The organism is Paraburkholderia silviterrae (assembly GCF_004353915.1).
Taxonomy (GTDB): Bacteria; Pseudomonadota; Gammaproteobacteria; order Burkholderiales; family Burkholderiaceae; genus Paraburkholderia; species Paraburkholderia silviterrae.
Genome location: NZ_SMRP01000007.1, coordinates 311,776 through 326,336 on the forward strand (window position 1 = coordinate 311,776; position 14,561 = coordinate 326,336).

10 protein-coding genes are annotated in these 14,561 nt (G+C 65.0%); 3 read left to right on the forward strand and 7 right to left on the reverse strand.

Annotated features, from left to right (window positions below; translation table 11 throughout):
- Positions 1-2 precede the first annotated feature (2 nt).
- The 4 genes from EYW47_RS17315 to EYW47_RS17330 all read right to left on the reverse strand — a co-directional run bounded on the left by EYW47_RS17315 (position 3) and on the right by EYW47_RS17330 (position 7,307).
- Entirely contained in the window at positions 3-1,520 is a 1,518-nt protein-coding gene (locus EYW47_RS17315; protein WP_133196084.1) for an efflux transporter outer membrane subunit, read from the reverse strand.
- Positions 1,521-1,546: 26 nt separating this feature from the next.
- Positions 1,547-2,800 (reverse strand): efflux RND transporter periplasmic adaptor subunit, encoded by a 1,254-nt coding sequence (locus EYW47_RS17320; protein ID WP_133196048.1) that lies wholly within the window; start codon positions 2,798-2,800, stop codon positions 1,547-1,549.
- Positions 2,801-2,854: 54 nt separating this feature from the next.
- The gene (locus tag EYW47_RS17325) at positions 2,855-6,067 is read right to left on the reverse strand and encodes an efflux RND transporter permease subunit (RefSeq protein ID WP_133196049.1); all 3,213 of its coding nucleotides are present in this window, start codon (positions 6,065-6,067) and stop codon (positions 2,855-2,857) included.
- A gap of 211 nt (positions 6,068-6,278) precedes the next feature.
- Entirely contained in the window at positions 6,279-7,307 is a 1,029-nt protein-coding gene (locus tag EYW47_RS17330; RefSeq protein ID WP_133196050.1) for a LysR family transcriptional regulator, read from the reverse strand.
- Between the two features lie 223 nt (positions 7,308-7,530).
- Here EYW47_RS17330 and EYW47_RS17335 point away from each other — a divergent pair, with 223 nt between their 5' ends.
- Entirely contained in the window at positions 7,531-8,238 is a 708-nt protein-coding gene (locus tag EYW47_RS17335) for an MgtC/SapB family protein (RefSeq protein WP_133196051.1), read from the forward strand.
- Between the two features lie 187 nt (positions 8,239-8,425).
- Positions 8,426-8,677, forward strand: a complete 252-nt coding sequence (locus EYW47_RS17340; protein WP_133196052.1) for a GlsB/YeaQ/YmgE family stress response membrane protein — start codon at positions 8,426-8,428, stop codon at positions 8,675-8,677.
- A 113-nt stretch (positions 8,678-8,790) separates the two neighbouring features.
- On the opposite strand, the gene EYW47_RS17345 is transcribed toward EYW47_RS17340, so the two are convergent.
- From EYW47_RS17345 to EYW47_RS17355, 3 genes are all read right to left on the reverse strand, one after another.
- Entirely contained in the window at positions 8,791-10,329 is a 1,539-nt protein-coding gene (locus tag EYW47_RS17345; protein ID WP_133196053.1) for an acetyl-CoA hydrolase/transferase family protein, read from the reverse strand.
- A 189-nt stretch (positions 10,330-10,518) separates the two neighbouring features.
- On the reverse strand, positions 10,519-10,737 hold the full coding sequence (locus EYW47_RS17350) for a hypothetical protein (RefSeq protein WP_133196054.1): 219 nt from the start codon (positions 10,735-10,737) through the stop codon (positions 10,519-10,521).
- Positions 10,738-10,882: 145 nt separating this feature from the next.
- Complete coding sequence (locus EYW47_RS17355) at positions 10,883-13,096, reverse strand: FUSC family protein (protein WP_133196055.1); 2,214 nt, start codon at positions 13,094-13,096, stop codon at positions 10,883-10,885.
- A gap of 253 nt (positions 13,097-13,349) precedes the next feature.
- Here EYW47_RS17355 and EYW47_RS17360 point away from each other — a divergent pair, with 253 nt between their 5' ends.
- On the forward strand, positions 13,350-14,357 hold the full coding sequence (locus EYW47_RS17360; RefSeq protein ID WP_133196085.1) for a LysR family transcriptional regulator: 1,008 nt from the start codon (positions 13,350-13,352) through the stop codon (positions 14,355-14,357).
- Positions 14,358-14,561 lie beyond the last annotated feature (204 nt).

Consider the following 14,561-nt stretch of genomic DNA (forward strand, 5'->3'; position numbering starts at 1 on the left):
TGTCATCCTCCTCCTGGCGCAGCGCTCGCCTGTGGTCCCGGCACCTCGCGGCAAGTGCCCGCGCTACAGGCGAGCGCGCGTTCGTCCGCGCTCCAGCCGCCGCCCAGCGCCTTCGCCAGATAGACCACCGTGGCCGCCTGCTGTCCGTGAATCTGCACCTCCTGGCGCTCGCTGGCAAGCAATTGCTGCTCAGCATTGAGCACGTCGATGAACGCAACGAGCCCGCCCTGATAGCGGTCGTTCGCGAGATCGAAGGACTTGCGTGCGTCGTCCACGGCGGCCTGGCCGTTCGCCGCCGCGAGATCGAGCACCGAAAGCCCCGTCACCGCATTTTGCACCTCCAGAAAGGCGGTGAGCACCGTTTGCCGATACGACGCCTGCGCCGACTCGTAGCCCGCCTGCGCATAGTCCACGCCCGCCGCGCGCTTGCCGCCATCGAACAGCACCTCGCCCGCCGCCGCGCCGAGCGACCACATCAGGCTTGGCGCCGTGAAGATGTTGCCAAAGCGCGTGGACTCCCAGCCCAGCGTGGGCGAGAGCGTGATGTCCGGGAAGTACGCCGAGCGCGCCACGCCGATCTGCGCGTTGGCCGCGGCCATGGCGCGCTCCGCCGAGGCCACGTCGGGGCGCCGCTGCAGCAGCTCGCTCGGCAGGCCCGTGGGCAGCGCGGGCACGGGCAGCGCCACGACCTGTGGCGCGAGCGCGAACTCGGGCGCGGGCTTGCCGATCAATACGGCGATGGCGTGCTCGTCCTGCTGGCGCTGATTCTCGAGCAACTGGAGCTGGGTTTGCGTGGCGTCGAGCTGCGCCTTCTGTTGCAGAAGTTCGAGGCCCGAGACCGCGCCCAGATCGTGCTGCGCATTCACAAAATCGAGCGCCTTTTGCTGCAGCGCCGCCGAGCGATGCACCACGTCGATTTCGTCGTCGAGTTCGCGCAGCGCGAAGTAATCGGTCGCCAGTTCCGCCGTGAGCACGAGGCGCGCATTGGCGAGATCGTCGCCGGCCTGCTGCGCCGACGCCTGCGCCGACTCCACCATGCGTCGGATGCGCCCGAACAGGTCGAGCTCGTAGCTGATGGTCGCGCCAACGGCGACTTCGTTTTGCACGGTCGACATGTTTGGCGTCGAATAGCTCAGTTGCGGACGGTTCGCGGAGACGCGCGCTCGTGCGAGGTTGGCATCGAGCGAGACCTGCGGCGCCTGTTGCGAGGACACCGAAGCAAGCGTCGCGCGCGCCTGCTCATAGTGCGCGACCGCCATGCGCAGCGTCTGGTTTTCCGCGAGCGCTTGCGTTTCCAGACCGTCTAGCTCCGCGTTGCCGAACACCTTCCACCACTGCGGATCGAGCGGCGCGTGCGAGGGCTGCGCCGCATGCCAGTAGGCGTCGGCGGGATCGACGCGCCAGGCGGCGGGACTCGCCGTCTGCGGCGCGCGATAGTCCGGGCCGACCGTGCAGGCAGCCAGTCCCGCCACGCCGAGCGCAGCGAGAGCCATGGCCGTCGGACGCGCGCGATGCAGCATGCGGCGCTTGATGAGCCTTGTGGCGCTCACGTCGCGCCTCTTCTGGCGGCATTGCCCGCACCCGCGGCGGCGCCCTTGCCGGGCGCGACCACCACCACGCTGTCGCCATCGGCGATCGAGTCGCTCGGGTTCAGCACGACGCGATCGCCCGGTTCGAGCCCGCGACTGATGGCGAGCGTCTGACCGAGATCCTGCGCGATCTCAACGGGCTTGAGCTTGACCTTGCCTTGCGCGTCCACGACCGCGAGGCGCGGCCCTTCCGCGCGGAACAGCAGTGTGTTGCCGGGAACCGTCAGGAGTCCCTTCGAATCGGTCTGCAATGCCGCCTGCACATAGGCGCCGGGCAACAACCTGCCATCGTGATTGGGCAGTGTGATCTCGACCTGCAGCGTACGCGTGGCCACGTCGATGGCCTGCGCGGTGCGCGTGACCGTGCCGTCGAACGTCACGCCAGGCAACTCCTGCTCGGTCACGCTCACGTGCTGGCCCACAGCCACTTGCTGGGCGTAGGTCTGCGGCACGTCGAGATACAGACGCAGCGGATCGGATTGCGCGATTGTAAAGAGCGCTTTCCCCGCGCCACCGTTGCCGGCGTTTACGAGGTCGCCGATATCGACATTGCGCTGCGTGATCACACCCGTGATAGGCGCGACGATGCGCTGGAACGACTTCGTCTGCTGCAGGCGGCGCACGTTGGCGTCCGCCGCCGCGAGATTGGCGACGTCCTGGTTGTACGCGCCCTGGCGGTCATCGAGCTCTTGCTGCGAGACCGCATCGCGCTGGCGCAACTGCTGCGCGCGGTCGAACGAGGTCTTCGCGAGCGCGAGCGTCGAGGCGGACTGGTCGCGCTGCGCCTGTGCCTGCGCGAGCTCCTGGTCGATCTCGGGTGTATCGATTTCCGCGAGCAGCTGGCCTTGCTGGACGTGCGCGCCAATATCGGCATACCACTTGAGCACATAGCCGTTCGCGCGCGAATAGATCGGCGCCTCCACGTAGCCGCGCAGGGTGCCCGGCAGGACGATGCGCCCGTCCGCGCCGGCCGCCACGGGCTGCACGACGCTCACGTACTGCTTCGCGTTCTGCTTCGTGACGTCGGCGAGATGGTGCGCGTTCATCACGTTCGAGACGATCGTGCGTGCCGCGCCGGCTGCGAGCAGCAGCGCGACGATGATCACCGCGACGCGCGCGCGTTTGCCTGCCTGCGCACGCCCGGGCAATTCCATGCCTTGCTCGCCGCCCACGGCGATGTCGAGGGATGAGTGGTGCTGGGGTTCGTTCATGTCTTCGACCAGGAATAGCGTATCCGGTTAGCGCTCATGTGCGCTCAGTTGCGCTCATTTACGTATTGAGCGGCGGCGTTGCGCCTCACGTTCGCGCTTGCCTTGCGCACGGCGCGCGAGTCGCGAATGAACCGCAGCAAACATCAGTGGTACGAACAAAAGCGTGGAGACGGTCGCGAACATCAGGCCGCCGATCACCGCGCGCCCGAGCGGTGCGTTCTGCTCCGCGCCTTCGCCCAGACCGAGCGCCATCGGCACCATGCCGATCATCATCGCGAACGCGGTCATCAGCACCGGGCGGATACGCGTCGCCCCCGCCTCCAGCGCGGCCGCGAGCGGCGTCGCGCCGGCAGCCAGGCGCTGGCGCGCGAACGCCACCACGAGAATGCTGTTGGCGGTCGCCACGCCCACGGTCATGATCGCGCCCGTGAGCGCGGGCACGCTCAGATGCGTGCCGGTGATGAACAGCATCCACGCGATGCCGGCGAGCGCCGCCGGCAACGCGCTCACGATGATGAGGGGATCGGCCCACGACTGGAAGTTCACCACGATCAGCAGATAGACGAGCACGATCGCCATCGCGATCCCCACGCCCAGCCCCACGAACGAGCTGCGCATGGTGCCGATTTGCCCGCGCATCGTGATGGTGGTGCCGCGCGGCGCATGCGCCTGCGCGCTCTTGATCAACGAGTCGATATGCGCGCCCACCGAGCCGAGATCGGTGCCCTCCACGCTCACGAGCAGGTCGATCACCGGACGGATGTTGTAATGCGTGACGATGGCGGGCCCGTCGTGCGGCTTGAGCTGCACGAGGTTGCTCACGAGCTGCAACGGCGGCGCCGCGCCCCCCGTCGCTGCGTGCGCGGACACGGGCGTTTCCATCACCTCGTTGAGCGACGCCTCGCGGTACTGCGGCGTCTGCACGGTAAGCGGATATTCCACGCCGGTCTGCGGGCTCACCCAGAAGGCGGGCGCGGTCTGCGAGCTGCCCGAAAGCGCGACCAGCACATCCTGCGCAACGTTCTGCGGGCTCAGGTTCAGCTGCTGCATGCGCGAGCGGTCCATCGCGAGCATCAACGCGGGCTCGTCGTTGCGCTGCTCGATGTGAGCGTCGACGGCGCCGGGCAACTGGCGCACCGCTTTGAGCAGCGTGCTGGCGAGCGCCATGTTCTGGCCAAGGTTCGCGCCCACCACCTGCACGTCGATGGCCGCGGGCTGCCCGAAGTTGAGGATCTGCGTGATGATGTCCGCGGGCTGGAAGAAGAACTCCACGCCCGGAAAGCGCTGCGGCAACAGCGTGCGCAGCTTGTCGACGTAGACGTGTGAGGGCGCATGCCCGTCCTTGAGCGCGATCTGTATTTCGCCGTCGAGCGTGCCCATCGTGCCCGAGTTGCTATACGAGAGATTGATGCCGCTATACGGCAGGCCGAGATTGTCCACGATGGTGGCCAACTGGTCGGGCGGCACGACCGAGCGGATCGTCTGCTCGACTTCGTCGGCGAGGCGTGCCGTCTCCTCGATGCGGTAGCCCGTGGGCGCGCGCATGTGCAAGCGGATGTTGCCCGCATCGACCGAGGGGAAGAAGTCGCGGCCAAGGAAGAACACGAGCCCGAGCGAGAGCAGGCAGAACGCGAGGAACGTGCTGCCGAAGACGCGACGCCGCGCGAGCAGGACACTCAGGAGCGCGATGTAATTCGCGCGCACGCGCTCGAACGCGTGATTGAAGCGCCAATGCACACGCGCGAACCCCGAAAGGCGCGCGCCTTGCTGCGGGTGAGCGCCTGGGTCGTGGCCCGCGAAGAGCAGCATCGCGAGCGTGGGCACAAGCGTGCGCGAGAGGATGTACGAGGCGATCATCGCGAACACCACGGCCTCGGCGAGCGGCACGAACAGAAAGCGCGCCACGCCCGTGAGGAAGAACATCGGCACGAACACGATGCATATGCACAGTGTGGAGACGAGCGCCGGCACTGCGATCTCGCCCGCGCCTTCGAGTATGCCTTCGTGGAGGCCCGCGCCCAGATGCAGATGGCGCTCGATGTTCTCGATGGTCACGGTGGCGTCGTCCACAAGGATGCCCACCGCGAGCGCAAGGCCGCCGAGCGTCATGATGTTGATCGTCTCGCCGAGCGCGTAGAGCGTAATGATCGAGGCGAGAATCGAAAGCGGAATCGACACCGCAATGATGACCGTGCTGCGCCAATTGCCGAGGAAAAGCAGGATCATCGCGGCCGTGAGCGCGGCGGCAATGAGCGCTTCGCGCACCACGCCCTGCACCGCCGCCGCAACGAAGATCGACTGGTCGAAAAGCGGCTTGATGACGAGGTCCGCGGGCAGCGTGTCGCGCACTTTCGGCAGCAGGTCTTTCAGGGCGCTGACCACTTGCAGCGTGGAAGCATCGCCGCTCTTGAGGATCGACATGAGCACGCCGCGCTGGCCGTCCTGGCGCACCACGTTGGTCTGCGGCGTGAAGCCGTCGCGCACGTGCGCGACGTCGCCGAGATAGGTGGTCGCGCCGTTGACGGTCTGCACCGGAATGCGGTTCAGGCCCGCGAGGGTGTCGGGCGACGCGTTGGTGTCCACGCGGTATTCGGTCTGGCCGAGCTTGGCCGTGCCGGTCGGCAGGATGAGGTTCTGCGCGTTGACCGCGTTGACGATATCGGAAGGCGTGAGGCCCTTCGAGATGAGCGCGTGCGTGTCGATATCGACGGAGATCACACGCGTCTTGCCGCCATACGGATACGGCACCTGGGCGCCTGGAATCGTAATGAGCTGCGGCCGCAGGAAGTTCATGGCGATATCGGCGAGCGCCTGCTCGCTCATCGACTTGCTGGAGAGCCCAAGCTGGATCACCGGAATGCTCGACGCTGAATAGCTGATCACGAGCGGCGGCGTGGCGCCCGGCGGCATCTGCTTGAGCGTTGCCTGCTCGAAGGCGACCGCCTGTGCAATGGCCGTCTGCTGATTCGCACCCGGCTGCAGGAACAGCTTGATGACGGCGACGCCCGGCAGCGACTGCGATTCGATGTGCTCGATGTTGCTGACGGTCGTGGTCAGGCCGCGCTCATTGACCGAGGTGATGCGCTGGGCCATGTCCTGCGCCGAGAAGCCCGTGTACGACCAGATGATGCTGATGACGGGGATGTTGATGTTCGGCAGCACGTCGGTGGCCATCGACATGAGCACGAAGGGCGTGGCCAGCACGATCAGGATGGCCATCACGATGAACGTATAGGGCCGCTTCAGCGCAAGGTTGACGATCCACATGAGGCGGTTTCGGGCAATTCAGGCAAGGGATGAATACGCGCGACGCATCGCTCGGAAGGTCTCGCATCATAGGCAATCGAGGTGGCCGCGCACTGGCGCGAAAATGGCAAAATCGACAGGCACGCGCATTTGGGCTCCCGCCCGCTTCACGCCCGGCACCACGCTCGTTCGCGTCGTGCTGCGCGCAAGCCATCGCACAAAACGCTGCGGCTCAGTTCACGAGCCGCAACCACTCGACTTCATGCGGTTCATGAGACTGGCGCGCTTCGTGCAGGCGCGCGCGTGTCGTGGCGCGCTGGCGTCGCGAGACATCGCAGGCCGCAAGCGCGGCTTCCTGCTCGGCAAGCACGGCCGGCACCTTCTCGCGCAGGAACTCCACGAACGTGCGGATCTTCGCGTCCAGATAGCGGCGCGAGGCATAGAGGGCGTAGATGTTGAGCTTTTGCAGGCGATGCGTGGGCAGCACACGCACGAGCGAGCCGTCGGCGAGCCCCGGCAGCGCCACCGGCACCGGCAGCGGGCCGATGCCCATGCCCTCGCGGATGGCAAGCGCGAGCGCCTCAGGATTGTTCACCTGAAAGGGCGTCACGGCCGTATGGCGAAACGTTTCGCCGTGCGGCCCCTCCGAGACCCACTGGCCCGCAGGCAGGCTCGCATCGGTGAGGTGCAGGCAGGTGTGCATCGCGAGGTCGTCGAACGAGCGCGGCTCGCCGCGCGAATGCAAATAGGCGGGCGACGCGCACAGAATGGCAGCGGTGCTGCCCAGATGCTGCGAGATCAGCGCGGAATCCTCGAGCTCGGTGGCCACCACGACGGCCACGTCGAAGCCTTCCTCGATGATATCGGGCATCTGTTGCGCGATGGTCAGATCGACGGCCACATCGGGCAGATGCTGCTGGTAGCGCGCGATCAGCGGCATCACGTAGTGCTGGCCGAAGCTCGTGCCGCCATAGACGCGCAACCTGCCCGCCGGGTTCGCCTGCGCGGCGGCAGCCTCGGACTCCGCCTGCTCGATATCGGCGAGAATGCGCCTGCAGCTTTGCAAATAGCGCTCGCCGGCCTCGGTCAGCGACATGCGCCGCGTGGTCCGGTTCAAGAGCCGCGCGCGCAGGCGCGACTCCAGATCGGTGACGGAGCGCGAAACCTGAGCTGTCGTCATCGTTTCGCTCGCCGCGGCGCGCGTGAAGCTACCCGATTCCACCACCCTCACGAAGATCCGCATGTTTCGCAGCGTATCCATCAGCAGCTCCCGTACATTCGCTGGCCCACTCCATCATCAGTGGTATCAGTCTCGCTTACAGGGCGTGGCCCCATGCTGACCCGTACATGGCAGCCGCGCCAGCTTGGCGAGCCGCCCTTGGCGGGCCCCCTTGTCCCGCGTATGATCCACGGCGCCCCCTTGCATTGCGGATCGCATCGCGAGCGACGCGAGGCATCCCGCGTGCAGCCTTCATGACAAAACGATGACTTACGATTTCGCCCTGCGCCTTCTCGCGGCGTTCGCCTGCGGCGTCGCCATCGGAGTGGAACGCCAGATGCGCCAGCGCACCGCTGGCCTGCGCACCATCACGCTCGTCGCCAGCGGCGCGTGCCTGTTCGTCACGCTCGGCGTGCTCACGGGCAACGGCGTCGCGGGCGTCACGCAGATCGCCGCCTATGTGGTCTCGGGCGTGGGCTTTCTGGGCGGCGGCGTGATCATGCGCGACAAGGGCTCCATTCAGGGCATCAACACGGCGGCGACACTATGGTGCTCGGCCGCCGTGGGCGTGCTGTGCGGCTCGGGCCATTTCCTGCCGGCGTTCGCGGGCACGGGCGTCGTGCTGATCACCAACACCTTGCTGCGCGAGGTGAGCCGCATCATCAATCAGGCGCCGGTGTCCAACGCCGACCTCGTGAGCCTCTACGTGCTCACGGTGGTGTGCCGCGAAGAAGATGAGATCCACATTCGCACCGTGCTCTCGAACTCGATGTATTCCACGCCGCTTTCATTTCAGAGCCTCACGAGCGAAGACGTGATCGGCGACCCGCAGCGCCTGCGCGTCACGGCAACCCTGCGCCTGCATCCGAAATACCAGCCCAAGCTCGAGCTGATGGCGAGCCGCCTGAGCATGGAAAAAGGCGTCTCGAGCGTGAGCTGGACCGCCGCGGAAACCGAGGTCGCCCCCGAGTAAGTGGGCGATGGCTACAATCAGCACGCATTCCTTACGATTTCATTTCGGCGCTGTTGCAATTTTTGCAATGCCCGGCACCAGGCTACAAGAACTGTCAATTCTGGCCGCGTTTCATGGACTCGACCCCAACCTTGGACTAAGCTCCAGTTCAACGTGATTTGTTCACATCAACAAGGGGATCCTCCATATGCAACACGGCATCATCGCGTGGCTCATCATCGGCGCAATCGCCGGCTGGCTCGCCGGAGTGCTCGTCAAGGGCGGTGGCTTCGGCTTGATCGTCGATATCATCGTCGGGATTGTCGGGGCGTTCATCGGCGGCTGGCTCGCGGGCCTGCTCGGGATCCACATCGGTAGCGGCATGATCAGCTCGATCATCACCGCGATCGTAGGCGCGGTCATCCTGCTCTTCATCATCAGGCTGTTCCGAAGAGCGTAGCGATTCGAAGCCATCAATGAAAAGCGGGAGCACCGGTGACGGTGCTCCCGCTTTTTTATCGGCTTGCTGCTTTCGTTGCTCTAGTTGCTTTTGCCGCTTGAGCGTCTCTTCGATCAGCCGTTCACGACGAGTTCGCCCGCTTCCGCCTCTGCCGCAACCGGCAGCATCGAGCCGGTCTCATTGAAGCGCAGATGCATTTCGTACGCCTTGGCAAGATTGTGCGGCGTCTGGCCACCGATCTTCAGCGCGTCGCGATAGTAGTCACGCAGCAGGTCGCGATAGAGCGGATGCGCGCAGCGCTCGATGATCAGCGTGGCGCGCTCACGCGGCGCGAGGCCGCGCAGGTCCGCAAGACCTTGCTCGGTGACGATCACGTCCACGTCATGCTCGTTGTGATCGACGTGCGGCACCATCGGCACGATGCTGGAGATGCGGCCGTCCTTCGCGATGGCCTTGGTCGCGAAGATCGCGCACGAGGCATTGCGCGCGAAATCGCCCGACCCGCCGATACCGTTCATCATGTGCGTGCCGCCCACGTGCGTGGAATTCACGTTGCCGTAGATGTCGCATTCGAGCGCCGTGTTCAGCGCGATGAGGCCGAGGCGGCGAATCACTTCCGGATGGTTGCTCACTTCCTGCGGGCGCAGCACGAGCTTGTCGCGATAGCGGTCGAGCTCGGCGAGCACCTGCGCCTGACGCGGCGCGGAGAGCGTCATGGAGGCGCCCGAGGCGAACACCATCTTGCCCGCATCGATCAGGTCGAAGGTGGAGTCCTGAAGTACTTCGGAGTACATCGTAAGTGCTTCGAACGGCGAGTTCACGAAGCCCGCGAGCACCGCATTCGCGATCGTGCCGATGCCGGCCTGCAGCGGGGGCAGTTGCGCGCTCATGCGTCCATGCTTCACTTCGTGCTGCAGGAAGTCGATGAGGTGGCCCGCAATGCGCGCGGTCTCTTCGTCGGCGGGCAGCACGGTCGAAGGGCTGTCCGACTCGTTCGTGATGACGATGGCGGCGATCTTCTCGGCCGGGATGTCGATGAAGGACGTGCCCACGCGGTCTTGCGGGTTCACGATGGGCAGCGGGTCGCGATGCGGGCGGCGGCCCGGAATCCACACGTCGTGCAGGCCTTCGAGCGCGAGCGGCTGCGCGAGGTTGAGCTCGACGATCACCTTCTCCGCGAGGATCGCGAAGCTCGCCGAATTGCCGACCGAGGTCGTGGGGACGATGCCGCCCGTCTCGGTGATCGCGGCGGCCTCGATGATCGCAAGGTCGAGCTTGCCGAGCAGGTTCGCGCGCAGCATCTCCACCGTCTCAGAGAGATGCTGGTCGACGAACATGACGTCGCCGCGATTGATGGCCTTGCGCAACGTGGTGTCGACCTGGAACGGCAAGCGGCGCTCGAGCACGCCGGCTTCGGTCAGCATGCGGTCCACGTCGTGGCCGAGCGAGGCGCCCGTCATCAACGTGATGCGCAACGGCTCCTTCTCTTCGCGCGCACGGCGCGCCAGTTCGAGGGGCACGGCCTTCGTGTCGCCCGCGCGCGTGAAGCCGCTCGCGCCGACACGCATGCCGTTGCGCACGAGTTTCGCGGCCTCGGCAGCCGAAGTGATTTTCCCGCGCAATGCGGCACAACGAATACGGTCTTCGTACATCAAAGTCTCCACAAACACACTGATCGCCAAGTGCCCTTTTCAGGTCTCGCTTCGGCGGCTTTGCATTACGGCAATTGCAATACAGTTTTGCAGCCACAATGCGCAAAGCCGCGAGGCCTCTTCCGAAGGCGCCGCGGCAAGGAACTCAAGCTTGCGCCGCGCTCATGGATGGCGGGCGGTTACTCGATCTCAGCTACCGAAATAAAGGTTGCAGAAGCTGACCGGTCCGACGCATTCGTCTTTCTTCGCCGGCTTTGCGAACTGATTGGCGGGCGCCTGCGCAGCCGGCTGGGCTGCGCTTTGCGCGACCTGCTGAGGGACGCTCGCTGCCGGTGCTTCGTTCTGTGCATAAGCAGCGGCGGCGGCAAACAGTGAACAGGCAACAACAGCGATCTTCAGGGACTTCATTTTACTCTCCAGTGCTAACGGGTACTGCGAAGCAGTGATGTCACTATATGACCGAGGCCAGGAATGATTAAGAAGGCGGGGTGGAAGGCATATTTCCAGACTGCGGCAAGATCGCGCATGCGCCCCCTTGCGTGACGGCGCTAATTCAAGGTGTTCCCAAACGCAACGGATGGCGGCTGCGCGCCTGGCGCGCAAGCGCGCCGAGCGGCGCATCGCGGTCGATAAGCGCGCTGCGGATGAAGTGCAAATGGCTCAGGAGCCGCTGCACGTCGTGCCTGCGCTCCCGGTCGTGGTGAACGCCGGGAAGCGCTTCCTGAGCGATCCAGGTGGCCGCCCGCACCGACGACAATGCCCGCTCCAGCTGTGCCGCGTCGGGGTTCTCGAATAGGCGCGCGATGTCGTCCAGCACCTGATCGAGACTCGTGGACCATCTGCGCTCGGCAGTTCCAAGCCACGTGGCCGCCTGTGCTTCGTGACGCAAATCGACGACGGCGTGCCCCACTTCGAGCGTGATCAGCATCCAGCGCAGCGCACGCCGATGAGCCTGCTTGCGGCCGTTGAGCAGCAGCCGCAACTGATGCATCAGGTCGTGCGTGCCTGACTGGAACTGCTGGCTGAGCCCTTTTAGCTCGCCGCGGCAAGCAAGTTCGACCTGAGCGCGCAGCGCCACGCGCATGCGCTCGACGAGCCAGTTCATGTGCGGTGGAAAGACCACCGCAAACGCGAGCGCGGCTACGACCATCGCCGCGACTACCGCGATGCCGTTGTTGATCAGCAGATCGGGCGTGTAGACGATCACGTTGTCGGGCCCCGCGAGCAGACAGAAAAACACCGAGAATCCGACCCCGAAACCGGCGATGCGTGGCCGCGTCGCGAAGAACGCGCCCAGTGCGAGCACCGGTGCGAGCGCGGCGCAGAGCAGCGGGAAGCCGTCGACGTTTGGATACACGTAGCACGTGAGCAGATAGCCGACGACGGCTGCGCAGCCCGCACCCGCGGCCATCTGAAAAGCCATGCGCGTGGCGCGAGGCGCCGACGAGGTGAGCGCGCAGGTCAGCGCGGCGGCGATCAACGCGAGGCCGCCGCTCGGCCAGTCGGTCTCCACCCAGAACCAGCCGATCGCCGCCACCACCACGGCCGTGCGCAGGAACGTGAACGCCACGACGTACCAGCTCGTGCGCGGCACATAGCGCGTCATGCGCGGCTCGGGTGGCAGACCGGCCTGCGTGAGCGACGCCCACGTGCTGCTGTAGCGGGCAATCTCGGTCGTGAAGCGGTAGATCAGCTCGGCGGACGTATCGAAGTCCTGCAGCGCGTCGGGCCCTGCCGCCTCGAGCGGCCGGCGCGTCTCTCGCACGTGGCGCGGCAATGTGCGCTTGAATGAATCCAGGTCTTGCGCGATCCGCAGTGCATACGCACGGTCAGCCTCGCCCTGACGCGGACGTTGCGCGAGCAGCGCCGCAAGCTCGCTGAAATACGGCGCAAGCGGCGCGATGGCTTCGTCGCTCCAGCGCAGACGCTTCTTCAATTGGCGCAGTGCATGCAGGCGCGCGCATACGTCCATGAACTCGCTGTTCAGGCGCGCGAGCAACTGGCTGCGCGAACGCATGGTCGGATCTTCGAAAATTGAGAAGGCACGCGTGGCCTCGAAGCCGACGATCTCATCGACGAGTTTCGCGAATCGCCCTTCAAATGCGCCTCGTTCGAGGCCGCCGGACAACACGAGCGCCGCGAACGCAGTAAAATCGAGATATCGGGTCCGCAAGGTGCGTTCGAGCACCGAGCCCGACTGCCGGGGCACGATAACGGCGCTGACCACCCCGGAGCACAGAATCCCCACGGCCACTTCGGCCCCGCGCCCGAGCGCGGCCAGAAAGAGTCCGTTGGGCTGCATCACGAGCGGAATGCCGATCAGCGCAGCGGTATAGCCTGCCAGGACGAAAGCGTACCAACGAAAATGGCGATTGCGCATGGCAGCTGCGGTACACGCGGCCACCCATCCCGTCATCCCGAGTATGTAGAGTTCGGGCTGCTGGATGAACACGGCCCCCAGCACCACCGCCGCGACCATGCCCACCGCGGTGCCCACGATGCGATAGACGCTCTTCGCGAACACCATGCCGGAGAGCGGCTGCATCAGCACGAACACGGTCGTCATCGCAATGCGCGGCTGAGGCAGATCGAGCAGCATCGAAATGCCCATCGCGAGCAATCCCGCAGCCACTGTTTTCAGCAGATGCAGCCAGATCGTGCCACTGCTGCCCTGCCAGTCTCTCAGGCCGCGCCGCGCGGCTCGCCATATGACTTCGGCGCGACGACGCGGGTCGATCGCTCGATGTATCGCTGGCTGGCGGTTCATTTAAACGCACTACGCTCGGATTGTTACGAGGAAAGCCGCTGCAGGCGCAGTGGCTGAGCAACGAAGTTGCATGGGACCAGGCGAGCGTCAAAGCGCCAACTCTGGTCGACCAGCGCCGATTGTAGGAGCGTCAGTTAAGCGAATTAACGGGACGGACGGGGAACCTCCATTCCAGATCGCTCAACAATGTCAGGGTCCGCAAGGCGGACAATATTGTTTTCGTGCTGAACAAGAAGCTCTTAAAGAAGGTCTGATGGATACGCTACAAAATATGCGGGTGTTTGTCCGCGTTGTCGAAGCCGGCAGTTTCACCGCCGCGGCCCAGTCGCTCGATTCGACCACGGGTGCGATGTCGCGCGCGGTCTCGGAACTGGAGGCGCATCTGCGTACACGCCTCCTGAACCGATCGACGCGCCGACTCGCGCTCACGCCCGCTGGCGAACGTTATCTGAAACGCTGCTCGCAAATTCTCGCGGACGTCGACAACGCCGAAGAAGAAGCCAGTTGCGCCCACGAGCGTCCCGCGGGTGCGTTGCGTATGCACAGTTTCGCGAGCATCGGGCAACAGTACGTGCTGCCCGCGATTTCGCGCTATCGTGCTTTGCACCCCGAAGTAACGGTCGAGCTTACGCTCTCACAGCGCATGCCCGATCTGTTCGAGGGCAGCAGCGACGTATCGGTGGTGACTGCGGCTTCGCTGCCGAACTCCGATCTCGTTTCGCACCAGTTGGGTTCGTCGTGCAGCATCCTGTGCGCGTCGCCGGCGTATGTGCATACGCACGGCGCGCCTCGCACGCCAGCGGACCTTTCGCATCACGACTGCTTGATCCTCAAGACACCGACGGCGCCCGCGCATGAATGGGTGCTCGAAGGACCCGAGGGGAGCGTCGAGATGCACGTCGACGGTCCGGTTCAGGTGAACATTGCAGAGTCGCTGGCGGTAGCGATTCGTGAAGGAATGGGCATTGGCATGCTGCCGGTGTATGCGGCAATAGAAGGTCTGCGCAACGGCACGCTCGTGCGCGTGCTGCCCCAGCACATCCTGCAGAAGAACCACGTTTATGCGCTGTATCCGTCACGCAAATTCGTGGATGCGAAAACGAAAACCTGGGTGGAATTTCTGCGCGCACATCTCCCGCAGGTAATCGCTCGCGATATGGCGCTGCTCGAAGAACTGACGCAGGTACAACTCGCAGACGCCGCCGCGATTTCTGCCCCCGATGCACTTGCCGCAACGCAGAAGGCTAAAGCTGCGCATTGAACCGCAGTCGTTCAAATGCCGAATGCAAAACAGCCGTCCATGTGACGGCTGTTTTTTATGCGCGTGGTTAGGTGTCGTGCGGTGCTTGTGGCTCTGGCGGCGGGCATGTTGTCGATGGTCCGCTTTGGCACCTGGTATTTCCACGCGCCCAAACGCCAGAACCCCGGTGCTCTTTCGGAGCCACCGGGGTTCTGGACGTACTGC